At 61.1% G+C, this 25,054-nt stretch carries 19 protein-coding genes; 14 read left to right on the top strand and 5 right to left on the bottom strand.

Annotation, left to right across the window (positions count from 1 at the left end):
• Positions 1 to 14: 14 nt before the first annotated feature.
• The gene (rpsB, locus tag BLU46_RS10010; RefSeq protein ID WP_003219330.1) at positions 15 to 752 is read right to left on the bottom strand and encodes a 30S ribosomal protein S2; all 738 of its coding nucleotides are present in this window, start codon (positions 750 to 752) and stop codon (positions 15 to 17) included.
• Between the two features lie 385 nt (positions 753 to 1,137).
• Between rpsB and map the strand changes: the two genes are divergently transcribed.
• From map to dapC, 3 genes are all read left to right on the top strand, one after another.
• A complete protein-coding gene (gene map / locus BLU46_RS10015; RefSeq protein WP_003219332.1) occupies positions 1,138 to 1,920 on the top strand; it encodes a type I methionyl aminopeptidase in 783 nt (260 codons plus the stop codon).
• Positions 1,921 to 1,981: 61 nt separating this feature from the next.
• On the top strand, positions 1,982 to 4,684 hold the full coding sequence (locus BLU46_RS10020) for a [protein-PII] uridylyltransferase (protein WP_093201131.1): 2,703 nt from the start codon (positions 1,982 to 1,984) through the stop codon (positions 4,682 to 4,684).
• Between the two features lie 46 nt (positions 4,685 to 4,730).
• The gene (gene dapC / locus BLU46_RS10025) at positions 4,731 to 5,930 is read left to right on the top strand and encodes a succinyldiaminopimelate transaminase (RefSeq protein ID WP_093201134.1); all 1,200 of its coding nucleotides are present in this window, start codon (positions 4,731 to 4,733) and stop codon (positions 5,928 to 5,930) included.
• Positions 5,931 to 5,963: 33 nt separating this feature from the next.
• Here the strand turns inward: dapC and BLU46_RS10030 are convergent, their stop codons facing one another.
• Positions 5,964 to 7,607 (bottom strand): Na+/H+ antiporter, encoded by a 1,644-nt coding sequence (locus BLU46_RS10030; RefSeq protein WP_093201138.1) that lies wholly within the window; start codon positions 7,605 to 7,607, stop codon positions 5,964 to 5,966.
• Between the two features lie 213 nt (positions 7,608 to 7,820).
• Between BLU46_RS10030 and BLU46_RS10035 the strand changes: the two genes are divergently transcribed.
• The 4 genes from BLU46_RS10035 to BLU46_RS10050 all read left to right on the top strand — a co-directional run bounded on the left by BLU46_RS10035 (position 7,821) and on the right by BLU46_RS10050 (position 10,936).
• Positions 7,821 to 8,183, top strand: a complete 363-nt coding sequence (locus BLU46_RS10035) for an ArsC family reductase (protein ID WP_003219341.1) — start codon at positions 7,821 to 7,823, stop codon at positions 8,181 to 8,183.
• 33 nt (positions 8,184 to 8,216) lie between these two features.
• Positions 8,217 to 9,251 carry a 2,3,4,5-tetrahydropyridine-2,6-dicarboxylate N-succinyltransferase gene (dapD, locus tag BLU46_RS10040; protein WP_017479423.1) on the top strand — a complete coding sequence of 345 codons (1,035 nt, stop codon included), beginning with the start codon at positions 8,217 to 8,219 and terminating at the stop codon, positions 9,249 to 9,251.
• A 69-nt stretch (positions 9,252 to 9,320) separates the two neighbouring features.
• A complete protein-coding gene (locus BLU46_RS10045; RefSeq protein ID WP_093201143.1) occupies positions 9,321 to 10,526 on the top strand; it encodes an aminotransferase class V-fold PLP-dependent enzyme in 1,206 nt (401 codons plus the stop codon).
• Positions 10,523 to 10,936, top strand: a complete 414-nt coding sequence (locus BLU46_RS10050; protein ID WP_093201147.1) for a SufE family protein — start codon at positions 10,523 to 10,525, stop codon at positions 10,934 to 10,936. The genes BLU46_RS10045 and BLU46_RS10050 overlap by 4 nt, the downstream gene beginning before the upstream one ends.
• A gap of 102 nt (positions 10,937 to 11,038) precedes the next feature.
• Here the strand turns inward: BLU46_RS10050 and tcdA are convergent, their stop codons facing one another.
• Positions 11,039 to 11,863: a tRNA cyclic N6-threonylcarbamoyladenosine(37) synthase TcdA gene (tcdA, locus tag BLU46_RS10055; protein WP_408003272.1), complete on the bottom strand. Its 825-nt coding sequence runs from the start codon at positions 11,861 to 11,863 to the stop codon at positions 11,039 to 11,041.
• A gap of 219 nt (positions 11,864 to 12,082) precedes the next feature.
• Between tcdA and BLU46_RS10060 the strand changes: the two genes are divergently transcribed.
• From BLU46_RS10060 to BLU46_RS10075, 4 genes are all read left to right on the top strand, one after another.
• Positions 12,083 to 14,674, top strand: coding sequence for a glycosyltransferase (locus BLU46_RS10060; RefSeq protein WP_093201156.1), 2,592 nt, complete (start codon positions 12,083 to 12,085; stop codon positions 14,672 to 14,674).
• 236 nt (positions 14,675 to 14,910) lie between these two features.
• The gene (gene dapE, locus BLU46_RS10065) at positions 14,911 to 16,062 is read left to right on the top strand and encodes a succinyl-diaminopimelate desuccinylase (RefSeq protein WP_063032923.1); all 1,152 of its coding nucleotides are present in this window, start codon (positions 14,911 to 14,913) and stop codon (positions 16,060 to 16,062) included.
• Positions 16,062 to 16,871: a putative RNA methyltransferase gene (locus tag BLU46_RS10070; RefSeq protein WP_063032925.1), complete on the top strand. Its 810-nt coding sequence runs from the start codon at positions 16,062 to 16,064 to the stop codon at positions 16,869 to 16,871. The genes dapE and BLU46_RS10070 overlap by 1 nt, the downstream gene beginning before the upstream one ends.
• A gap of 77 nt (positions 16,872 to 16,948) precedes the next feature.
• Positions 16,949 to 17,326, top strand: a complete 378-nt coding sequence (locus BLU46_RS10075) for a hypothetical protein (protein WP_010176770.1) — start codon at positions 16,949 to 16,951, stop codon at positions 17,324 to 17,326.
• Positions 17,327 to 17,498: 172 nt separating this feature from the next.
• Here the strand turns inward: BLU46_RS10075 and BLU46_RS10080 are convergent, their stop codons facing one another.
• Positions 17,499 to 17,708, bottom strand: a complete 210-nt coding sequence (locus tag BLU46_RS10080; protein WP_017479430.1) for a cold-shock protein — start codon at positions 17,706 to 17,708, stop codon at positions 17,499 to 17,501.
• Positions 17,709 to 17,901: 193 nt separating this feature from the next.
• On the opposite strand from BLU46_RS10080, the gene plsB reads away from it, so the two are divergent.
• Genes plsB through BLU46_RS10095 form a run of 3 tightly spaced genes read left to right on the top strand, consistent with a single transcriptional unit; the run spans position 17,902 to position 21,577 of the window.
• Complete coding sequence (gene plsB, locus BLU46_RS10085; protein WP_063032927.1) at positions 17,902 to 20,406, top strand: glycerol-3-phosphate 1-O-acyltransferase PlsB; 2,505 nt, start codon at positions 17,902 to 17,904, stop codon at positions 20,404 to 20,406.
• Between the two features lie 51 nt (positions 20,407 to 20,457).
• Positions 20,458 to 20,859: a YbaY family lipoprotein gene (locus BLU46_RS10090; RefSeq protein ID WP_093201161.1), complete on the top strand. Its 402-nt coding sequence runs from the start codon at positions 20,458 to 20,460 to the stop codon at positions 20,857 to 20,859.
• A 28-nt stretch (positions 20,860 to 20,887) separates the two neighbouring features.
• Positions 20,888 to 21,577: a DUF4197 domain-containing protein gene (locus BLU46_RS10095; RefSeq protein ID WP_093201165.1), complete on the top strand. Its 690-nt coding sequence runs from the start codon at positions 20,888 to 20,890 to the stop codon at positions 21,575 to 21,577.
• Between the two features lie 411 nt (positions 21,578 to 21,988).
• Here the strand turns inward: BLU46_RS10095 and BLU46_RS10100 are convergent, their stop codons facing one another.
• The gene (locus BLU46_RS10100; RefSeq protein ID WP_093201169.1) at positions 21,989 to 25,054 is read right to left on the bottom strand and encodes an efflux RND transporter permease subunit; all 3,066 of its coding nucleotides are present in this window, start codon (positions 25,052 to 25,054) and stop codon (positions 21,989 to 21,991) included.

Here is a 25,054-nt window from a genome sequence, read left to right on the forward strand (position 1 = left end):
CGCCAAGGCGTCAGTTACTCAGCTGCTGCTACCGGAGCTTCTTCAACGAACTGCTCGGTGCCGCCAGCAACGTGGTTGCGACCACGGATTACAGCGTCAGCCATCGAACCCATGTACAGCTGGATAGCGCGGATTGCGTCATCGTTGCCTGGGATGATGTAGTCAACGCCTTCCGGGCTGCTGTTGGTATCGACTACGCCGATAACCGGGATACCCAGCTTGTTAGCTTCGGTGATCGCGATGCGCTCGTGATCAACGTCGATAACGAACAGTGCGTCAGGCAGACCGCCCATGTCCTTGATACCACCCAGGGAACGATCGAGCTTTTCCAGGTCGCGAGTGCGCATCAGCGCCTCTTTCTTGGTCAGCTTGGCGAAAGTACCGTCTTCGGCTTGCACTTCAAGGTCACGCAGACGCTTGATGGAAGCACGGATGGTTTTGAAGTTGGTCAGCATGCCGCCCAACCAGCGGTGATCGACGTACGGCGAACCGCAACGTGCTGCTTCTTCAGCAACGATCTTGCCAGCGGAACGCTTGGTGCCGACGAACAGAATCTTGTTTTTGCCCTGGGCCAGGCGCTCTACGAAAGTCAGAGCTTCGTTGAACATTGGCAGGGTTTTTTCAAGGTTGATGATGTGGATCTTGTTACGCGCGCCGAAAATGTACTTACCCATTTTCGGGTTCCAGTAACGGGTCTGGTGACCGAAGTGCACACCGGCCTTCAGCATATCGCGCATGTTGACTTGGGACATGATAGTTCCTTAATAAGTCGGGTTTGGCCTCCACGTATCCCAATGACCAACCAGTGGCATTCGCCTCCGGCACCCAGGTCATCGTGTCGACACGTGTGTGGATTTAAGCTTTGCGGGGTATCCCCGGAAAGCGGCGCATTTTATACCACAGAGCTTGCAAAAACGAAACCCGCATTCACATTTGCCGTCAGTCGCTTTTGCCTAAGCCTTTGAATAGAGCCAGAATGCCCCCACCCTTATAGACAGAAGCGATCGCCAGACGCTCATGGTTTCACCCCTGCGTCTGCTAGAATCGCGTTTTTTGGGCTTGTGCGAATTCTGCAACCTTTTGTCGCACACCCGTAAACCGTATTGATTTCAGCGCGTCGCGCTAGAGAGAGCCTGTATGACCGTCACCCTCAAAACCGCCGAAGATATCGCTGGCATGCGTGTTGCCGGCAAACTGGCTGCCGACGTGCTGGAAATGATTGCCGAACACGTCAAGCCCGGCGTCACTACTGAAGCGCTGGACCGCATTTGCCACGACTATATCGTTGACGTGCAAAAAGCCATCCCTGCACCACTGAACTACAAGGGCTTCCCCAAGTCGATCTGCACCTCGATCAACCACGTGGTGTGCCACGGGATTCCCGGCGACAAGCCGCTGAAAGACGGCGACACCCTGAACATCGACGTCACCGTCATCAAGGACGGCTACCACGGCGACACCAGCCGCATGTTCCACGTCGGCACCGTGCCGGTCTGGGCCGAGCGCCTTTCGCAAGTGACCCAGGAATGCATGTACAAGGCCATCGAGATCGTCAAGCCTGGCTGCCGCCTGGGCGACATCGGTGAAATCATCCAGAAGCACGCTGAAAAGAACGGCTTCTCGGTGGTGCGCGAATTCTGCGGCCACGGCATCGGCAAGGTATTCCACGAAGAGCCACAGATCCTGCACTACGGCCGCGCCGGCACCGGCATGGAGCTGAAGGCAGGCATGACCTTCACCATCGAGCCGATGATCAACCAGGGCAAGGCCGACACCAAGGTACTGGGCGACGGCTGGACCGCCATCACCAAGGACCGCAAGCTCTCGGCCCAGTGGGAACACACCCTGCTGGTCACCGACACCGGCTACGAGATCTTCACTCTGCGGGCCGACGACACGATTCCCCGCGTTTCGGCGTAATGTTTGCACCGGTTTTCTAATAGCAACGCTGTGACCCATAGATAGAAAGGAAAACCGATCGATGCCCCAGGTGGATCCCGAACTCTTCGACCGCGGCCAGTTTCAGGCGGAACTGGCGCTGAAGGCCAGCCCCATCGCCGCCTTCAAGAAGGCCATTCGTCAGGCCCGCGAGGTGCTCGACGAGCGCTTTCGCACGGGCCGGGACATCCGCCGGCTGATCGAGGACCGCGCCTGGTTCGTCGACAACATCCTGCAAAAGGCCTGGGAACAGTTCAGCTGGAGCGAAGACGCTGATATCGCCCTGGTGGCGGTCGGCGGCTACGGCCGTGGTGAACTGCACCCCTACTCCGATATCGACCTGCTGATTTTGCTGGACAGCGCCGATCACGAAATTTTCCGCGACTCCATCGAGCGTTTTCTGACGTTGCTGTGGGACATCGGCCTGGAAGTCGGCCAAAGCGTGCGCTCGGTGGACGAATGCGCCCAGGAAGCCCGCGCCGACCTGACGGTGATCACCAACCTGATGGAAAGCCGCACCATCGCCGGCCCCGAGCGCCTGCGCCAGCGCATGCTGGAAGTCACCAGCACCGCGCACATGTGGCCGAGCAAGGACTTCTTCCTGGCCAAGCGTGCCGAGCAGAAAGCCCGGCACCACAAGTACAACGACACCGAATACAACCTGGAACCCAACGTCAAAGGCTCCCCCGGCGGGCTGCGGGATATCCAGACGATTTTGTGGGTCGCCCGCCGTCAATACGGCACCCTGAACCTGCGCGCCCTGGCCGGGGAAGGCTTCCTGGTAGAGAGCGAAAACGCCCTGCTGGCCTCCTCCCAGGAATTCCTGTGGAAAGTGCGCTACGCGTTGCACATGCTGGCCGGTCGCTCCGAAGACCGCCTGCTGTTCGACCACCAGCGCTCCATCGCGACCCTGCTGGGGTTTGAAGGCGAAGACGCGAAGACCAGCATCGAAAGCTTCATGCAGCAGTACTACCGGGTGGTAATGAGCATTGCCCAGCTCAGCGACCTGATCATTCAGCACTTCGAAGAAGTGATCCTGGCCCCGGAAGACGAAGCACCGCCGCAGCCGATCAACTCGCGCTTCCAACTCCACGATGGCTACATCGAGGCTCGCAACGACAACGTGTTCAAACGCACGCCGTTCGCGATGCTGGAAATCTTCGTGTTGATGGCCCAACAACCGGAAATCAAAGGCGTACGCGCCGACACCATTCGTTTGCTGCGGGAAAACCGTCACCTGATCGACGACGACTTCCGTAACGACATTCGCAACACCAGCCTGTTTATCGAGCTGTTCAAGTGCAAGATCGGCATCCACCGCAACCTGCGGCGCATGAACCGCTACGGGATCCTGGGGCGTTACCTGCCGGAGTTCGGCTTTATCGTCGGGCAGATGCAGCACGACCTGTTCCACATCTATACGGTGGACGCCCACACCCTGAACCTGATCAAGCACCTGCGTAAGTTGCAGTACACCCAGGTGTCAGAGAAATTCCCGCTGGCCAGCAAGCTCATGGCGCGGCTGCCCAAGCCCGAGCTGATCTACCTTGCCGGCCTGTACCATGACATCGGCAAGGGCCGCCACGGTGACCACTCGGAAATTGGTGCGGTGGACGCCGAAGCGTTCTGCCAGCGTCACCAGTTGCCACTGTGGGACAGCCGCCTGATTGTGTGGCTGGTGCAAAACCACCTGGTGATGTCCACAACCGCCCAGCGCAAGGACTTGTCCGACCCGCAGGTGATCCATGATTTCGCCCAGGCCGTCGGCGACGAAACCCGTCTCGACTACCTGTACGTGCTCACCGTCTCCGACATCAACGCCACCAACCCGACGCTGTGGAATTCCTGGCGCGCCAGCCTGTTGCGCCAGCTCTACACCGAGACCAAGCGCGCGCTGCGTCGCGGCCTGGAGAACCCGGTGGACCGCGAAGAGCAGATCCGCCGCACCCAAAGCGCGGCCCTGGATATTCTGGTGCGTGGCGGCAACGACCCGGACGACGTCGAGCAACTCTGGTCGCAACTGGGAGACGACTACTTCCTGCGCCACACCGCCGGCGATGTAGCCTGGCACAGCGACGCGATCCTGCAGCAGCCGGCCGATGGCGGGCCGCTGGTGCTGATCAAGGAAACCACCCAGCGCGAGTTCGAGGGTGGTACGCAGATCTTCATCTACGCCCCGGACCAGCACGATTTCTTCGCCGTGACCGTGGCCGCGATGGACCAGCTCAACCTGAACATTCACGACGCCCGGGTCATCACCTCCAGCAGCCAGTTCACCCTCGACACCTACATCGTGCTCGACACGGAAGGCGAGTCCATCGGCGACAACCCGGAGCGGGTGAAAAAGATCCGCAAAGGCCTCACCGACGCGCTGCGCAACCCTGACGACTACCCGACCATCATCCAGCGCCGGGTACCGCGCCAGCTCAAGCACTTTGCGTTTGCCCCTGAGGTGACCATCCACAACGACGCCCAACGCCCGGTGACGGTGCTGGAACTCAGCGCGCCGGACCGGCCTGGCCTGTTGGCGCGGATCGGCACGATCTTCCTGGAGTTTGACCTGTCGTTGCAGAACGCCAAGATTGCGACCCTGGGCGAACGGGTGGAAGACGTGTTCTTCATTACCGATGCCGACAACCAGCCGCTTTCCGACCCTGAACTGTGCCGACGCTTGCAGGAAGCCATCGTCCAGCAGTTGAGCGTCAATCAGGAGACCGGCGTCGAGATGTCACGCTTGAGCATCTGACCGACCGCCCATTTTCAGCTTCCAATGAATTGAACGAGATTTATCGATGAACAATGCCCTGAACCAACTGCAGCCCTACCCGTTCGAGAAATTGCGCGTCCTGCTGGGCAGCGTCACACCGAACCCGGACAAGCGTCCGATCGCCCTCTCCATCGGCGAACCGAAGCATAAATCTCCGCAGTTCGTCGCCGACGCGCTGGCCAACAACCTGGACCAGATGGCGGTGTACCCCACCACCCTGGGCATTCCCGCCCTGCGCGAAGCCATTGGCGCCTGGTGCGAACGTCGTTTCAGCGTGCCCAAGGGCTGGCTGGACCCGGCGCGCAATATCCTGCCGGTGAACGGCACCCGTGAAGCGTTGTTCGCCTTCACCCAGACCGTGGTCAACCGTGGCGATGACGCGCTGGTGGTCAGCCCAAACCCGTTCTACCAGATCTACGAAGGCGCGGCGTTCCTCGCCGGAGCCAAGCCGCACTACCTGCCGTGCCTGGATGAAAACGGCTTCAACCCGGATTTCGACGCCGTATCGCCGGACATCTGGAAACGCTGCCAGATCCTGTTCCTGTGCTCGCCAGGCAACCCGACCGGTGCACTGATTCCCGTCGACACCCTGAAAAAGCTGATCGCCCTGGCCGACGAATACGACTTCGTAATCGCCGCCGACGAGTGCTACAGCGAGTTGTACTTCGACGAACAAACCCCGCCGCCGGGCCTGCTCAGCGCCTGCGTCGAGCTGAGTCGCCAGGATTTCAAGCGCTGCGTGGTGTTCCACAGCCTGTCCAAACGCTCCAACCTGCCGGGCCTGCGTTCGGGCTTTGTGGCCGGCGACGCCGAAATCCTCAAGGGCTTTTTGCTGTACCGCACCTACCACGGTTGCGCGATGCCGGTGCAAACCCAACTGGCGAGCATTGCCGCCTGGCAGGACGAAGCCCACGTGCAGGCCAACCGCGATCTGTACCGGGAGAAGTTCGATGCCGTACTGGCGATCCTGAAGCCGGTGCTGGACGTGCAAAACCCCGACGGTGGCTTCTACCTGTGGCCGAACGTGAAGGGCGACGACGCGGCGTTCTGCCGTGACTTGTTCGTGGAAGAACACGTGACCGTGGTACCAGGCTCGTACCTGTCGCGGGAAGTGGACGGGGTCAACCCGGGCGCCGGGCGTGTGCGCCTGGCGCTGGTCGCGCCGTTGGCGGAGTGCGTGGAAGCGGCGACGCGGATTCGCGACTTTATTACCCGCAATAAATAACTGCGCTGAATGTGGCGAGGGAGCACCGCGGTGTTATTTGATATGACCCAGATTCGCCTCGCTCATATCCAGATCCGCCAACACCTCCCGTAGCACGTCATCACCAATCTGGTGGTGACGGCTCAGGCTATACAGCTCCAGACGCTGCGCCCGCAGGGCCTTGAGCCGCAACTTGCGCTCCAGTTGGTCCATCTGAAACGCCAGCGCCTGGGCTTCGGCCGAATCATTGAACACCTCCAATTGATGACGATACTCCGACATCAACCGCGCCTTGAGCTCGGTGGCCAAGGCTGCCTGGGCGGCATCCAGAGGTGCAGCTTCAGCGGGATCTTCGGTTTCGAGTGCATGGATAGCAGCCACGGCGGTCTTCTTCCAGGCCTCGCGCACTTCATTGTGGCGTTTCTCATCCGGACTCTTCTCGATGCCGCGTAACAGCAGCGGCAAAGCGATGCAGGCCGCGACCAACGACAGCAGGATCACACCGGCGGCGATGAAGATCAGCAGGTCGCGCTCGGGGAAGTCCTGCCCCGGCGCAAGCAGTAACGGTACCGACATCACACCGGCCAGGGTCACGGCACCGCGTACCCCACCGACGGTCAACAGCCAGCAAGACCGCGCGGTGGGCACCAGTGTCAGCTCACTTTTCCCACGAATCCGGCGCAATAAACCCGACAGTCGCCAGATGCTCTGCACCCAGATAAACCGCAACACCACCAGCACCAGGAAAATCGCGACCACGTCCAGGCAGCGATACAACAAGGTCGGCCACAGCGTCGGCTCGTGACTCACCACCGCCTTGATAATGTCCGGCAATTGCAGGCCCAGCAGCAGGAAGATCAAACCGTTAAACGCAAACTCCAGCAGCGACCAGACACTGCGGTTGAGCAACCGGGTGCTGGTCTGGCGCGGCAGCAGGTCGAGCCAGCTTTGCATCATCCCCGCGGCCACCGCCGACAAGATGCCCGAGGCGCCAAGGCGTTCGGCCAGCACGTAGGCAGCAAACGGCAGCAGCAACATGAATACCACGTGCGTCGCCGGGTCGTCCCAGCCCCGGGCGATCATCCAGGACCGCAAGCGGCCCACCAGCCAGCTCAAGGCCACGCCAATGGCCAGGCCACCGACGGCCACCAGCACAAATGTCAGGCTGGCATTCGCCAGGGAAAACACCCCGGTCACCGCCGCCACCAGGGCGAACTTGAAGGTCACCAGGCCCGAGGCGTCATTCATCAGCGCCTCGCCCTGAAGCATATGCATCAGCGGTGTTGGCAGACGATTCTGGGAAATGGCTGACACCGCCACCGCATCCGTCGGCGACAACACGGCCGCCAGGGCGAAGGCCACCGGCAGTGGGATACTCGGCAACAGCCAGTGAATGAAGTAACCGGCACCGACCACGGTGAATAGCACCAGGCCCACCGCCAGCGTCAGGATCGACCCGCGCAGGCGCCACAATTCACGCTTGGGCATACGCCAGCCATCGGAGAACAGCAGCGGCGGCAGAAACAGGAAGAGAAACAACTCGGGATCGAGGGCTACATGCAGGCCTAGGGTCGGCCAGGCCAACAAGGCGCCGGCGGCGATCTGCACCAGTGGCAACGGCAGTGGGATGATGCGCCCGACGAGGCGCGAAACGCTGACCAGCATCAGCAGGATAAGTACGGTGTAGGCGGTTTGCATAACGCGGGATTCCCAGACAATCAACTTGCAACAACACACATCAGGCAACAACTCGCCGTTGAAGTGCCATATTAGCCGCCTATGCTGCGCGATGGCCTTTGCACAAAAGTCGCACGCGAGCAAAACGTAAGTGTGACGAGCGGCGCCGAAAGCCGCTGGCCATGGCATAATCCTTGACCTTTCATCTGCGTCAGCCCAAAGGGGGGCAATTCCTTGACCGCTTCAAGCAAAACGTTGCACCTTTTCGGCATAAAAGCCTGCGACACCATGAAAAAGGCGCGCACCTGGCTCGACGAGCACGCTATCCAGTATGAGTTTCATGACTACAAAACGGCCGGTATCGACCGCGAACACTTGACCCAATGGTGCAATGAGCACGGTTGGCAGGTGGTTTTGAACCGTGCGGGCACCACCTTTCGCAAACTCGAAGACGAACGCAAAGCCGATCTCGACCAAGCGAAAGCCATTGAATTGATGCTCGCGCAACCCTCGATGATCAAGCGCCCCGTGCTTGATCTCGGTGACAAAACCCTGATTGGCTTCAAGCCAGATAGTTATTCGGCGGCCCTCAAGTAGGCCAGCCCACTCCATTTTTGTAGAGGTAACAGCATGTCCAATTCCCTGTTCAGCCTGGGCTTCGGCGTCGGCACTCAGAACCGCCAAGGTGCTTGGCTGGAAGTGTTTTACGCACAACCGCTGCTCAATCCATCGGCTGAAATCATCGCTGCCATCACCCCGATCCTCGGTTACACCGAAGGCAACCAGGCGATCACTTTCACCGTTACCCAGGCCCTGCAACTGGCTGACGCGCTCAAAGGCGTCGACGCCGCCCAAGCCGCCCTGTTGAGCCGCCTGGCTGAAAGCCACACGCCGCTGGTCGCCACCCTGCTGGCCGAAGACGCCGCACTGACTTCCACCCCTGAGGCCTACCTCAAGCTGCACCTGCTGTCCCATCGCCTGGTCAAGCCCCACGGCCTGAACCTGGCCGGTGTGTTCCCGCAGTTGCCGAACGTGGCCTGGACCAGCCAGGGCGCAATCGACATCGCCGAGCTGGCCGAGCGTCAGCTGGAAGCGCGCCTGCGTGGCGAGTTGCTGGAAGTGTTCTCGGTGGACAAGTTCCCGAAAATGACCGACTACGTGGTGCCGAGCGGCGTGCGTATCGCTGATGCCGCGCGCATCCGCCTGGGCGCCTACGTGGGCGAAGGCACCACCGTGATGCACGAAGGTTTCGTCAACTTCAACGCCGGCACCGAAGGCCCGGGCATGATCGAAGGCCGTGTGTCGGCTGGCGTATTCGTCGGCAAGGGTTCGGACCTGGGCGGCGGTTGCTCCACCATGGGCACCCTGTCGGGCGGCGGCAACATCGTGATCAAGGTCGGCGAAGGGTGCCTGATCGGCGCCAACGCCGGTATCGGTATCCCGTTGGGCGACCGCAACACCGTTGAGTCGGGCCTGTACGTGACCGCCGGCACCAAGGTTGCGCTGCTGGATGAAGCAAACCAGCTGGTCAAAGTGGTCAAGGCCCGTGAGCTGGCCGGCCAACCGGACCTGCTGTTCCGCCGCAACTCCGAGACCGGTGCCGTGGAGTGCAAAACCCACAAATCGGCCATCGAACTGAACGCAGCGCTGCACGCTCACAACTAAGCAGCGACTCGATGCCACTAACGGCCCGCTTCTTCCGGATGCGGGCCGTTTATACGAGTCTTGATCACCATGCTTGTGCCCTCTCCCTGGCGCGCCGATTTTCCGGCCATCGCCACCCTGCAACGGCAAGACCAGACCTACTTGGACAACGCCGCCACCACGCAAAAACCTCAAGCCCTGTTGGACGCCATCAGCCATTACTACGCCAATGGCGCAGCCAATGTGCACCGTGCCCAGCATTTGCCGGGCGCCCATGCAACCCAGGCGTTCGAGGACAGTCGCAACAAGGTGGCGCAGTGGCTGAACGTCGGTGACGAGGGGCAAATCATCTTCACCCACGGCGCGACATCGGCGCTGAACCTCCTGGCATATGGCCTTGAGCACCTATTCAACCCGGGCGACGAGATTGTCATCAGCGCCCTGGAACACCACGCCAACCTGCTGCCGTGGCAGCAACTGGCCAAACGTCGCGAGCTGGCGTTGGTGGTACTGCCGCTTAACGATGACGGCTTGATCGACCTGCAAGCCGCCGCCCAACTGATCGGCCCGCGCACCCGCCTGCTGGCGGTGAGCCAACTGTCCAACGTGCTAGGTGCCTGGCAGCCGTTGCCGCAATTGCTGGCGCTGGCCAAGGCCCACGACGCACTGACGGTGGTCGATGGCGCCCAGGGCATCGTCCATGGTCGCCACGACGTGCAGGCCATGGCCTGCGACTTCTACGTGTTTTCCAGCCACAAGCTCTACGGTCCGGATGGCGTCGGCGTGCTTTACGGTCGCACCGAAGCCCTGCATCACCTGCGCCATTGGCAGTTTGGCGGCGAGATGGTGCAGCAGGCTGACTACCAAAGCGCCAGCTTCCGCCCGGCGCCCCTCGGGTTCGAAGCCGGTACACCACCGATCGCCAGCGTGATCGGCCTGGGCGCAACCCTGGATTACCTGAGTTCCCTGGACCAGCAGGCGGTGACGGCCCACGAAGCCGCCCTGCACGACTACCTGCTGCGTGGCCTGCAGGCCCGCAACGGCGTGCGCCTGCTGGGTTCGCCGCACGTGGCCCTGGCCAGCTTTGTGGTGGACGGCGTGCACAACGCCGACCTCGCCCACTTGCTGACCGAACAAGGGATTGCGGTGCGCGCCGGCCATCATTGTGCGATGCCGCTGCTCAAGCAGATGGGATTGTCGGGGGCGATTCGGGTGTCACTGGCGCTGTACAACGACTCCGATGACCTGGAGCGCTTTTTTGAAGCGCTGGATCAAGCCCTGGATATGTTGCGATGAGCTTGCCGCCGGAGGCCGTTGTCGCGCTGGAAGCGTTCCAGGCAATCGGCAGTTGGGAGCAACGAGCCCGCCTGCTGATGCAATGGGGCGAGCGGCTGCCCGCCTTGCCGGACGAAGACAAGGTAGACGTCAACCTGGTGCAGGGCTGTGAAAGCCTGGTGTGGCTGGTGGGGCGCTTGCAGGATGGGCATTGGCAGTTTGCCGCCAGCAGCGATGCACGGCTGATACGCGGGCTGGTGGCGTTGTTGCTGGCGCGGGTCAACGGTGTGTCTGCTGCCGAACTGCACGCCGTCGACTTGCCCGGCTGGTTTGAACAACTGGGCCTGTCGCGGCAGTTATCGCCGTCGCGCAGCAATGGGTTGAATGCAGTGCTGCAGCGCATGCGGCAGCTGAGCCTCACACAAAACTGAATGTGGGAGCGGGCTTGCTCGCGAAAGCGGTGTATCAGTCGACCTGTCTGGTGACTGACACTCCGCTTTCGCGAGCAAGCCCGCTCCCACATTTTGATCTTTTCAGGGTGCAGAGATCGGTGCTGCCTGAACTCTGTCAGCAGGCCGGCGCACCCCGGCCACAATCTTGTCTACCGCCTTGGTCGCCGCCACCATGCCGAAGGTCGCGGTGACCATCATCACCGCGCCAAACCCACCGGCGCAGTCCAGTTTCACGCCATCCCCGACAAAACTCTTCTGCAAACAGATGCTGCCGTCCGGCTTTGGATAACGCAGCTGTTCGGTGGAAAATACGCAGGGCACGCTGTAATGGCGGGTCACGGTGCGCGAGAAGCCGTAGTCGCGGCGCAGGGTGGAGCGCACTTTCGACGCCAGCGGGTCATTGAACGTACGGTTCAAATCACACACCTGAATCAGCGTCGGATCAATCTGCCCACCCGCGCCGCCAGTGGTGATGATCTGGATCTTGCGCCGCTTGCACCAGGCGATCAGCGCGGCCTTGGCGTTCACACTGTCGATGCAGTCGATCACGCAATCGATATTGGGCGTGATGTACTCGGCCATCGTCTCGCGAGTGACGAAATCCGCCACCGCGTGCACGGTGCAATCCAGGTTGATGCCCTTCAGGCGCTCGGCCATGACCTCGACCTTGGCCTTGCCCACCGTGCTGTCCAGCGCATGCAACTGGCGGTTGCTGTTGCTGACGCACACATCATCCAGGTCAAACAGCGAAATCTCGCCCACCCCACAACGGGCGATGGCTTCCGCCGCCCACGAGCCCACCCCGCCCACGCCGACGATGGCCACATGGGCCGCCTTCAAGCGTTCCAGGCCTTCAATGCCATACAAGCGGGCGACGCCGGCAAACCGTGGATCTTCTGTACTCATGACCATTACCCCAAAAACCGGCGCGCATTATAGGGCTACGCAGCGACAAGTTTTAAGCTACAAGCTACAAGTAAGAGAACTTACGACGAGTTGCACTGCCCAATGTCCGGTTTTTCTCGGCTTGCTGTACGGTCGGTGAAAGGCCAGTGTAGGATGCGCGCCGTTCGGCGTAGGCCGACACCTCTTTTCGTTCCACACCCTTTGGAACCCGAAATAGCCATGTCATCGCGTAAATTTGGACTCAACCTGGTGGTGGTGCTGGCAATTGCCGCGCTGTTCACTGGCTTCTGGGCGCTGATCAACCGCCCGGTCAATGCCCCTAACTGGCCCGAGCAGATCTCCGGTTTTTCGTACTCGCCGTTCCAGCAAGGCCAGTACCCACAGAAAGACCAGTATCCGACCGACGATCAAATGCGTCAGGACCTTGCGATCATGAGCAAGCTGACGGACAACATCCGTACCTACTCGGTCGACGGCACCCTGGGGGATATCCCCAAGCTGGCGGAAGAGTTCGGCCTGCGGGTGACCCTGGGAATCTGGATCAGCCCGGACCTCGAGCGCAACGAGCGCGAGATCCAGCGTGCCATCGAAATCGCCAACAACTCCCGCAGCGTAGTGCGGGTAGTGGTGGGTAACGAAGCGCTGTTCCGCGAAGAAATCACTCCGGAAGCGCTGATCGTGCTGCTGGATCGGGTACGGGCCGCCGTCAAGGTGCCCGTGACCACCTCCGAGCAATGGCACATCTGGGAACACAACCCGCAACTGGCCAAGCACGTCGACCTGATCGCCGCGCACATCCTGCCGTACTGGGAACATATCCCGGTGGACAAGGCCGGCCAGTTCGTCCTCGATCGCGCACGGGACCTGAAGAAGACCTTCCCGAAAAAGCCGCTGTTGCTGTCGGAGGTTGGCTGGCCAAGCAACGGACGGATGCGTGGCGGTGCTGACGCCTCTCCGGCCGACCAGGCGATTTACCTGCGCACGCTGGTTAACACGCTGAACCGCCAGGGCTACAACTACTTCGTGATCGAAGCGTTTGACCAGCCGTGGAAAGCCAGCGACGAAGGTTCGGTGGGCGCTTATTGGGGCGTGTTCAACGCCGCACGCCAGCAGAAATTCAATTTTGATGGCCCGGTGGTCGCGATTCCGCAATGGCGAGTGCTGGCGATCGGCTCGGTGGTGCTTGCGCTGCTGTCGCTGACCCTGCTGATGATCGACGGCTCGGCCCTGCGCCAGCGTGGTCGTACGTTCCTGACCTTTATCGCCTTCCTGTGCGGTTCAGTATTGGTGTGGATCGGCTACGACTACAGCCAGCAATACAGCACCTGGTTCAGTTTGACGGTAGGCTTCCTGCTGGCACTCGGCGCCCTGGGCGTGTTTATCGTGTTGCTTACCGAAGCCCACGAACTGGCAGAGGCTGTCTGGACTCACAAACGCCGGCGTGAATTCCTGCCGGTTGTAGGAGATTCGGACTACCGCCCGAAAGTCTCGATCCACGTGCCGTGCTACAACGAGCCGCCGGAGATGGTCAAACAGACCCTCGACGCCCTGGCCGCCCTCGACTATCCGGACTATGAAGTCCTGATCATCGACAACAACACCAAGGACCCGGCCGTGTGGGAGCCGGTGCGCGACTATTGCGAAACCCTGGGCCCGCGCTTCAAGTTCTTCCACGTCTCGCCCTTGGCTGGTTTCAAGGGCGGCGCGCTGAACTACCTGATCCCGCATACCGCCAAGGATGCCGAAGTGATCGCGGTGATCGACTCCGATTACTGCGTGTCGCCGAACTGGCTTAAGCACATGGTGCCGCACTTCGCCGACCCGAAAATCGCTGTGGTGCAGTCGCCACAGGACTATCGCGACCAAAACGAAAGCACCTTCAAGAAGCTCTGCTACGCGGAATACAAAGGCTTCTTCCACATCGGCATGGTCACCCGTAACGACCGTGACGCGATCATCCAGCACGGCACCATGACCATGACCCGTCGCTCGGTGCTTGAAGAGCTGGGCTGGGCCGACTGGTGCATCTGTGAAGATGCCGAGTTGGGCCTGCGGGTATTCGAGAAAGGCCTGTCGGCGGCGTACTACCACGACAGCTACGGCAAAGGCCTGATGCCCGATACCTTTATCGACTTCAAGAAACAGCGTTTCCGCTGGGCCTACGGGGCGATCCAGATCATCAAGCGTCACACCGCGAGCCTGTTGCGCGGCAAGGACACCGAGCTGACCCGCGGCCAGCGCTACCACTTCCTCGCGGGCTGGTTGCCGTGGGTGGCCGACGGCATGAACATCTTCTTCACCGTGGGCGCCCTGTTGTGGTCGGCGGCGATGATTATCGTGCCGACGCGGGTTGACCCGCCGCTGCTGATTTTCGCGATTCCGCCATTGGCGCTGTTCGTGTTCAAGGTCGGCAAGATCATCTTCCTCTACCGCCGTGCGGTGGGTGTGAACCTGAAAGATGCGTTCTGCGCGGCGTTGGCCGGGTTAGCGTTGTCCCACACCATTGCCAAGGCAGTGCTGTACGGCTTCTTCACCACCAGCATTCCGTTCTTTCGTACACCGAAGAACGCCGATAACCACGGTTTCTGGGTCGCGATTTCCGAAGCCCGGGAAGAGATGTTCATCATGCTGCTGTTGTGGGGCGCGGCACTGGGGATTTACCTGGTGCAGGGCCTGCCGAGCAATGACATGCGCTTCTGGGTGGTGATGTTGCTGGTGCAGTCGCTGCCGTATGTGGCGGCGCTGATCATGGCGTTCCTGTCGTCGCTGCCGAAACCGGCACCGAAGCAAGAGCCTGTGGCCGCTGCTTAAAATCCTGCGCAATGCACTAAACGGCGGCCTCTGGCCGCCGTTTTGCTATAAGATAACGGCCATTTTGTGAGACTTGGCCCAGGCCATTGCTTTGTGTGGGAGCGGGCTTGCTCGCGAATGCGCCGGGTCAGTTCATACGTTGTTGACTGACACTCCGTATTCGCGAGCAAGCCCGCTCCCACACAAGCCCCCTCCCACATAAGCCTTGCGCCCTGACATGCTTCTGGAGTTTTTACATGACGGCCCACGCCGACCTTTCGCCGACCCTCCAACTCGCTATCGACCTGATCCGTCGCCCATCGGTGACGCCGATCGACGCCGATTGCCAGAAGCTGATGATGCAGCGCCTGGGCGACGCCGGTTTTGCGCTTGAGCCGATGCGCATCGAGGATGTGGATAACTTCTGGGCCACCCACGGTAAACACGAAGGCCCGGTATTGTGCTTCGCCGGCCACACCGACGTGGTGCCGACCGGTCCGGTCAAGGCATGGCAGAACGACCCGTTCGACGCGCTGATCGACGAAAACGGCATGCTCTGCGGCCGTGGCGCGGCCGACATGAAAGGCAGCCTGGCCGCGATGCTGGTCGCCTCCGAGCGTTTCGTCACTGACTACCCGGACCACAAGGGTTCGGTGGCTTTCCTGATCACCAGTGACGAAGAAGGCCCGGCACACCACGGCACCAAGGCTGTGATCGAACGCCTGGCAGCCCGCAAGGAACGCCTGGACTGGTGCATCGTCGGCGAACCGTCGAGCACCACCCTGGTGGGCGACGTGGTCAAGAACGGCCGTCGCGGCTCCCTCGGCGCCACCCTGACCGTGCGCGGCGTGCAAGGCCATGTGGCCTACCCGCACCTGGCGAAGAACCCGATCCACCTGGCCGCTCCGGCCCTGGCCGAACTGGCCGCCGAGCATTGGGACGACGGCAACACCTTCTTCCCGCCCACCAGCTTCCAGATTTCCAACCTCAATTCCGGCACCGGCGCCACCAACGTGATCCCGGGTGACCTGACGGCGGTTTTCAACTTCCGCTTCTCCACCGAGTCCACCGTCGAAGGCCTGCAGCAGCGGGTCGCGGCGATTCTCGACAAGCATGGCCTGGACTGGCATGTGGAGTGGGCGCTGTCGGGCCTGCCGTTCCTCACCGAACCGGGCGCGTTGCTCGATGCCGTCTCCGCCAGCATCAAGGCCGTCACCGGCCGCGAGACCAAGGCGTCCACCAGCGGAGGCACTTCCGACGGGCGCTTCATTGCGACCCTCGGCACTCAGGTTGTAGAGCTGGGCCCGGTCAACGCGACCATCCATCAGGTCAACGAGCGCATTCTCGCCAGCGATCTAGATGTACTGACCGAAATCTACTACCAGACCCTGATCAAGTTGCTCGCCTGATGCTCGCTTGCCCTATTTGCAGCGCACCGCTCCATGAAGTGGACAATGGCGTGGCTTGCCCGGTCGGGCACCGTTTCGACCGCGCGCGCCAGGGCTACCTGAACCTGTTGCCGGTGCAGCACAAGAACAGTCGGGACCCGGGCGACAACCTGGCAATGGTGGAAGCGCGCCGCGACTTCCTCAACGCCGGGCACTACGCCCCGGTGGCCAGGCGCCTGGCCGAACTGGCCGCAGAACGCAAACCCCAGCGCTGGCTGGATATCGGCTGTGGCGAGGGTTACTACACCGCGCAAATCGCCGACACCCTGCTGCGCGCCGACGGCTACGCCCTGGATATTTCCAAGGAAGCGGTCAAGCGTGCCTGTAAGCGCAACCCCACGGTGACCTGGTTGATCGCCAGCATGGCCCGAGTGCCGTTGGCCGATGCCAGTTGCCAGTTCCTTGCCAGTGTCTTCAGCCCGCTGGACTGGCTGGAGGCCAAGCGCCTGCTCAGCCCGGGCGGTGGTTTGATGAAAGTCGGCCCCACCAGCGGCCACCTGATGGAACTGCGTGAGCGTTTGTACGACGAAGTGCGCGAGTACACCGACGATAAGCACCTGGCGCTGGTACCGGACGGCATGAGCCTGCAACACAGTGAAACCCTGGAGTTCAAGCTCAGCCTGGCCGATCCCAAGGACCGCGCCAATCTGCTGGCGATGACCCCCCACGGCTGGCGCGCCAGTGCCGAGCGCCGCGCCCAAGTGATCGAGGCGGCCGAACCGCTGCTGGTCACTGTGTCGATGCGCTACGACTATTTCGTGCTTCAATAACCCATTATTTGCGGGCCTCTCGGGGCCTGCGCTGAATCCGCGAATGGATTTTCAAAATCCCGCAATGAGGAACATCCATGCGCCAACCTGATATCGAGATTTACCTCAAGGACGCCGACGTCGACCACAAGGCCATCGCCGCCTGGCTGGGCGCCGCCCTGGGCCCGTGCACCGATTGGGTCCAGCGTGGCCAGACCTACAAGTGCACAGCCGGCAGCGTGCCGGTCACCTGGCTGCCGAAAGCCGTAGGCAAATGGAACAGCCTGTACCTGGAAAGCGACCAGACCCCGTGGGAAGACGACATCGCCTGCGCTCGTGCGGCCTTTGCCGCGCTGAACGTCGAAGTGCGTTGCGCACCGGGCAGCTGGGTTGAGGAAGAAGGTGAAGAAAGCGCAGATACCTGGATTCGTATCAGCGAAGACGGTGAAGAGCAGATCACCTGGAAAACAGCATAAGGTCAGGCTAACAAGGCCTCAATGTGCAAACCCAATCAAATGTGGGAGCTGGCTTGCCTGCGATGGGCCCACCTCGGTCATTCAGCCAAACCGCGGCGATGCCATCGCGGGCAAGCCCGGCTCCCACATTTGACCGGGTTCCCACATTTAAAGGTGCGTCGTGCTTATCGGCTTACAGCCCAACCACATCCTCAGCCTGCAAGCCCTTCTCGCCCGTCACCACGGCGTACTCCACCTGCTGGCCTTCAGACAATGAGCGATGCCCTTCACCGCGAATGGCGCGGTAGTGCACAAACACATCCTTGCCATCTTCCCGCTGTATAAAGCCGTAACCCTTGGCGTCATTGAACCACTTCACATTGCCGGTTTCGCGCGTTGCCATCTGTTTTGCTCCCACATGCTTTTTATAAGTACGTTTATTGTTGAGTCGTCGCAGTTGAACTGCCGAGTATAAGACAGGCTCAAAAAGCTTCAACTCAAGATTACTTCGCCGCTTTTTTGCCGATTTTCGGCTAATACTGCACACTAGCGCACCGAGCAACCGCTCGGTTTTTCCCACTCAAAGCAGAAGCCGTATGACCCGCTCTCCCTTTCGCCGTCTGGTATTTGGCACCTTGCGTCGGCTGTTGTACCTCTGGGTTCGCTCAGAGACGATCAACCAGTCGTCCCTTACCCTCAACCTCGACCGCAGTCGTCCGGTGTTTTACGTCCTGCAATCCCCGTCCCTCACCGAATTGGCGGTGGTTGATACCGAATGTACCAAGGCCGGCCTGCCGCGCCCGGTGCTGCCGGTATCGGTCGGCCCGTTGATGGAACCGGCGGCCTTCTTCTACCTGACGCCCGACCCCGACTGGCTCGGCCGCCAAGACAAGCGTGGCGCACCGCCCACCCTGACCCGCCTGGTGGACGTACTCACCGAACACGCCGAAGAGAATGCACAGATCATTCCAGTCAGCGTGTTCTGGGGCCAGTCGCCCGACAGCGAGTCCAGCCCGTGGAAACTGCTGTTCGCTGACAGCTGGGCCGTCACCGGCCGCCTGCGCCGGTTGCTGAGCATCCTGATCCTGGGCCGCAAGACCCGGGTGCAATTCTCCGCGCCCATCAACCTGCGTGAATTGATCGAACACAATAAAGGCCACGAACGCACCGTGCGCATGGCCCAACGCATCCTGCGGGTGCACTTTCGCAACCTGAAAACCGCGGTGATCGGTCCCGACCTGTCCCACCGGCGCAACCTGGTGAAAGGCCTGGTCAACATGCCACTGGTGCGCCAAGCGATCCTCGACGAGGCCGAACGCGAGAAAATCACCCCCGAAAAAGCCAAGGCCCAGGCCCTGCGTTACGGCAACGAGATCGCCTCGGACTACACCTACACCGCCATCCGCTTCCTGGAAGTGGTGCTGAGCTGGTTCTGGAACAAGATCTACGACGGCATCAAAGTCAACAACATCGAGGGCGTGCAAAAGGTCGCACAGGGTTACGAGGTGATCTATGTGCCGTGCCATCGCAGCCATATCGACTACCTGCTGCTCTCCTACCTCCTGTTCAAGAATGGCTTGACCCCGCCGCACATCGCCGCCGGGATCAACCTGAACATGCCGGTGATCGGCAGCCTGTTGCGCCGTGGCGGGGCGTTTTTCATGCGCCGTACTTTCAAGGGCAACCCGCTGTACACCTCGGTGTTCAACGAATACCTGCACACCCTGTTCACCAAGGGTTTCCCGGTGGAGTACTTCGTCGAAGGCGGACGCTCGCGCACCGGGCGCATGCTGCAACCGAAGACCGGGATGCTGGCAATCACTCTGCGCAGCTTCCTGCGCTCCTCGCGCATGCCCATCGTGTTTGTGCCGGTGTACATCGGCTATGAGCGAGTGCTGGAAGGCCGGACTTACCTCGGCGAACTGCGCGGCGCGAGCAAGAAGAAAGAGTCGATTTTCGATATTTTCAAAGTGGTCGGCGCCCTCAAGCAGCGCTTTGGCCAGGTCGCGGTGAACTTCGGCGAACCGATCAAGCTGGCGGAATTCCTCGACAGCGAGCAGCCCGACTGGCGCGCCCAGGAGCTGGGCCCGAACTACAAGCCGGCGTGGCTCAACGAAACCACCAACCGCCTCGGCGAGCGGGTGGCGCAACACCTGAACGAAGCAGCAGCGATCAACCCGGTGAACCTGGTGGCATTGGCGCTGCTGTCCACCACCCGCCTGGCCCTGGACGAACAGGCCATGGCACGCCAGCTGGATCTGTACCTGGCGCTGCTGCGCAAGGTGCCCTACTCGCCCCACACCACCTTGCCCGAAGGGGACGGCCTGGCGCTGATCAAACATGTAAAGGACATGAAACTGCTGTCGGAGCAGAGCGATGCCCTGGGCAAAATCCTTTATCTGGACGAGCAAAATGCCGTCCTGATGACCTACTACCGCAACAACGTGCTGCACATCTTCGCCCTGCCCGCGCTGCTGGCGAGTTTCTTCCAGAGCAGCTCGCGCATGAGCCGCGAACAGATCCTGCGCTACACCCGTGCGCTCTACCCGTACCTGCAATCGGAGTTGTTTATCCGCTGGTCCCTGGACGAGCTGGACGCGGTGGTCGACCAGTGGCTGGAGGCCTTCGTCGAACAAGGCCTGCTGCGCTTCGAGAATGAGGTGTACCTGCGCCCGGCCCCGAGTTCGCGGCACTTTGTACTGCTGACGCTGCTGTCCAAGAGCATCGCCCAGACCCTGCAACGTTTCTACATGGCCATCTCGCTGCTGCTCAACAGCGGCCAGAACAGCATCAGTGCCGAAGAGCTGGAAGACCTGTGCACGGTCATGGCCCAGCGCCTGTCGATCCTCCATGGCCTGAATGCCCCGGAGTTCTTCGACAAGAGCCTTTTCCGACATTTCATCCAGACGTTGTTGGAGCAGGATGTGCTGCGCCGCGACGAGGCCGGCAAGCTGAGCTATCACCCGCTGCTGGGCGAGCTGGCCGAGGGCGCGGCCAAGCGCGTATTGCCGGCAGATATTCGCCTGTCAATTCGCCAGGTGGCCCTGCATCGCAGCGAAGACGCGGCAGACAAGCCCGTCGTCCCCGAAGAAACACACTAGAGTGACCGAGGCGCCAGGGTGTTTCTGGCGCCGCTGACAAGGAGCTGTACCATGAAAAAAATCATCCTCCTGGGCCTCACCGCCCTGCTGGGAGCCTGCCAGACCATGAGCCCCGCCCCCAAAGCCAGCCTCGACGGCGAAGTGTTCTACCTGCAACGCATCGCCCTGCCGCCCGCCGCCACCTTGAGTGTGACCCTGCAAGACGTGTCCTTGATGGACGCCCCGGCCGTGACCCTGGCCGAGCAGAAAGGCCCGGTGAAAGGCCAGGTGCCGCTGCCCTTCCACCTGAGCTACGACCCGGCCCAGGTCAAGCCTGGCCACAGTTACTCGGTCAGCGCTCGCATCGAACTGGATGGCAAGCTACTGTTTATCACCACCGAACGACACTCTGTGCAGTTGAATGGCCAGGACTCTCAACCGCTGCGCGTACGCGTGGATGCGGTTGCACACTGATTAAAAATTCGAACATAAGGAAGCGTCCATGCTCCGTAACTCCCTTCGCCTAACGGCCCTGTGCGCCGGCCTGCTGCTCGGTGCCAACGCCATGGCCTTGTCCCTCGGCAGCCTGTCCCAGGGCGACGCCGCCGGCGGCCTCAAGGATGCACTGACCCAAGGCGCGCAGATTGCCGTGAAACAACTGGGCGTGCCCGGCGGTTTCAGCAACAACCCCGAAGTGAAGATCGGCCTGCCGGGCAAGTTGGGCAAGGTCGCCGACAAACTGAAAATGTTCGGCATGGGTGACCAGGTCAACCAACTGGAAGCCAGCATGAACAAGGCGGCAGAGTCTGCCGTGACCCAGGCTCAGCCGATCCTGGTAAATGCGGTGAAAAACATGAGCGTGACCGACGCCAAGGGCATCCTCACCGGCGGCCAGGACTCGGCCACCCAGTACCTGAACAAAAGCAGCCGTGACGAGATTCGGGCCAAGTTCCTGCCGATCGTCAAGGCGGCCACCGACAAGGTTGGCGTTGCCCAGCAGTACAACGCCCTGGCGGGCAAGGCGGCGACCTTTGGCGCGATTGATGCCAAGAGTGCCAACGTCGAAAGCTACGTGACCGAACAGGCGCTGGACGGGCTGTTCAAGATGATTGCGCAGCAGGAAGAGACCATTCGCAAGAACCCGGCAGCCGCGGCTACCAGCTTGGCAAAGAAGGTGTTTGGCAGCTTGTAAGCCAACAGAATCGCCCCTCTGCCCGGGGGGCGATCCCTTTCTCTGTTGCTATGCGCTGCGAACGAGGGATAACGACCCCATCGCAACCAGCCCGAAGTTGATTTTTCCTACGTGGTAGTCAGAACTCGTTGAACAGGGTTTCGGCGGGCATGCGGGCTCTGGCGGCCTTGTCTCGCACGGCTTTGGCTTCGAGCACTCGGGCTGTGGCGGTTTAGGAGGGCGGGCAATCATTCGTATGATGGAACAAATACACATAGGGCAATCCTTCAATCCATTTAGACGTCTTCACTTACCAGCTCCAGCGACCGCCAGAACCGGCAGCTCAAAATACCTGCAATCAGGTAGTCCCTAAGTGGAAGGAACGTCCGAAAGCGTTCCCTGCCCAGCCTTGGAATATGAAGGCTGCCCGCCTTACACCACGTCCTTCTTGATCCTGAACCAGGCCGCGTACAAGGCCGGCAGAAACAACAGCGTCAACGCCGTCGCCACAATCAAACCGCCCATGATCGCCACGGCCATCGGCCCGAAGAACACACTGCGGGACAGCGGGATCATCGCCAGTACGGCCGCCAGCGCGGTCAGCACAATCGGCCGGAAGCGTCGTACCGTCGCCTCGATAATTGCCTGCCAGGGTGCCAGGCCCGCCTTGATGTCCTGTTCGATCTGGTCCACCAGAATCACCGAGTTGCGCATGATCATCCCCGACAGCGCGATTGTCCCCAGCATCGCCACGAACCCGAAGGGTTGGCGGAACACCAGCAGAAACAGTGTCACCCCGATCAAGCCCAACGGAGCGGTGAGAAACACCATCGCCGTGCGCGAGAAGCTGCGCAGTTGCAGCATCAGCAAGGTCAACACCACCACGATAAACAGCGGCACACCGGCCTTGACCGAGTTCTGCCCACGGGCGGAATCCTCGACCGTGCCGCCGACTTCCAACAGATATCCATCCGGCAGTTCAGCGCGCACGCCTTCCAGCGTCGGCAGGATCTGCTGGACCAGGGTCGCCGGTTGTTCCTTGCCGTAGATATCCGCGCGGATGGTCACCGTCGGCAGGCGGTTGCGGTGCCAGATGATGCCTTCTTCAAAGCCGTATTCCAGGGTCGCGATCTGCGACAGCGCAACGCTCTTGCCGTTGTCGGTCGGCACCGCCAGGCTTGGCAGCAGCGACAGTTCAGTACGTTCGTGAACAGTGCCGCGCAGCAGGATTTCGATCAACTCGTTGTCCTCGCGGTACTGGCTGACGCTGGAACCGGTGAGGGAACTCTGGAGGAATTTCGACAGGTTGGCAGTGCTCACGCCGAGGGCGCGGGCGCGGTCCTGGTCGACGTTGAGGTAGACGATCTTGCTCGGTTCTTCCCAGTCCAGGTGCACGTTGACCACGTAGGTATTTTCGCGAACCTTGGCCGCCACTTTCCGCGCCAGGGCCCGGACTTCTTCGATGTGCTCGCCCGTTACCCGGAACTGCACGGGGTAGCCAACGGGTGGGCCGTTTTCAAGGCGCGTGACCCGCGAGCGCAGGTCCGGGAATTGTTCGTTGAGGGTCTCGATCAGCCAGGTGCGCAGGCTTTCGCGCTCCTCGATGGTTTTGGCCAATACCACAAACTGGGCGAAGCTGGCGGCCGGCAGTTGCTGGTCCAGCGGCAGGTAGAAACGTGGCGAACCTGTACCGACATAGGCCACGTAATTTTCAATACCCGCATGTTCCTTGAGCAACGCTTCAAGGCGTTTGACCTGGTCCGCCGTGTTGCTCAAGGACGCGCCTTCCGCCAGTTTCAGGTCGACCATCAGCTCCAGTCGCCCGGAAGCCGGAAAGAACTGTTGAGGCACAAAGCGAAACAGCGCCACCGAACCGATAAACAACAGCAAGGTCAAGACGATCACCGTCTTGCGCCGACGCACGCACCATTCCACCAGGCGCCTTACGCGCTGATAGAACGGCGTGCCGTAGGGATCCGGTCCGTCGGTGCCATGCTTGGCCGCATGAATCTTCGCCAGGTCCGGCAGGAGTTTTTCCCCCAGGTACGGCACGAACACCACCGCGGCGACCCACGAGGCCAGCAGTGCGATGGTCACCACCTGGAAGATCGAGCGGGTGTATTCACCGGTGCTCGATTGCGCCGTGGCAATCGGCAGGAAACCCGCCGCTGTAATCAGCGTGCCCGTCAGCATCGGGAAGGCGGTGCTGGTCCAGGCGAAACTCGCAGCCTTGAGCCGGTCGTACCCCTGTTCCATTTTGATCGCCATCATTTCCACGGCGATGATCGCGTCGTCCACCAGCAAGCCCAGTGCTAGCACCAATGCGCCGAGAGAGATTTTGTGCAGGCCGATGCCAAGGTAATACATGGTGGCGAAGGTCATGGCCAACACCAGCGGAATCGCCAGGGCGACCACCATGCCGGTGCGCACCCCCAGGGAGAAGAAGCTCACCAACAGTACAATCGCCAGGGCCTCCGCCAGTACCTGGACGAATTCGCCGACACTGGTTTTTACCGCTGCCGGCTGGTCCGACACCTTGCGCAGTTCCATGCCGGCAGGAAGGTTCTTCTGCAGGCGTGCGAATTCGTTTTCCAGGGCCTTGCCCAGCACCAGGATGTCGCCACCGTCGCGCATGGCCACGGCCAGGCCGATGGCATCGGCGCCCATGTAACGCATGCGCGGTGCCGGTGGATCGTTGAAGCCGCGATAAATCTCGGCCACGTCGCCGATGCGGAACGTGCGATCACCGACGCGGATCGGGAAGTCGCGAATCTCTTTAACGGTCTTGAAGTTGCCGGAAACCCTTAGCTGCACACGCTCGCTCGGGGTTTCAAAGAAGCCGGCGGTCGACACTGCGTTCTGCTCTTGCAGCGCCTGTTGAACGGCAGCCAGCGGCAAGCCGAGGGTGGCGAGCTTGAGGTTGGACAGCTCGATCCAGATCTTCTCGTCCTGCAAACCCAGCAGTTCGACCTTGCCGACATCCGGCACCCGTTGCAACTGAATCTGGATACGGTCCGCGTAGTCCTTGAGCACGGCATAGTCGAAGCCGTCGCCGGTCAGGGCGTAGATATTGCCGAAAGTGGTGCCGAATTCATCGTTGAAAAACGGGCCCTGGATATCCGGCGGCAAGGTCTGGCGAATATCGCTGATCTTCTTGCGCACCTGGTACCAGAGGTCCGGGATCTGCGCGGAATGCATCGAGTCCCGGGCCATGAAGGTGACCTGGGATTCGCCGGGGCGCGAGAAGGAAACGATGCGCTCGTAGTCGCCGGTCTCCATCAGTTTCTTTTCAATACGCTCGGTGACCTGGCGTGACACTTCCTGGGCGGTCGCCCCCGGCCAATTGGTCTTGATTACCATGGCCTTGAAGGTAAACGGCGGGTCTTCGCTTTGTCCCAGTTTGGTGTAGGACAAGGTGCCGACCACTGCCAGCAGGATCATCAGGAACAGTACGATCTGGCGATTACGCAACGCCCATTCGGAAAGATTGAAACCCAT

Origin of the sequence: Pseudomonas yamanorum (assembly GCF_900105735.1) — a bacterium.
In the GTDB taxonomy this organism is placed as follows: Bacteria; Pseudomonadota; Gammaproteobacteria; order Pseudomonadales; family Pseudomonadaceae; genus Aquipseudomonas; species Aquipseudomonas yamanorum.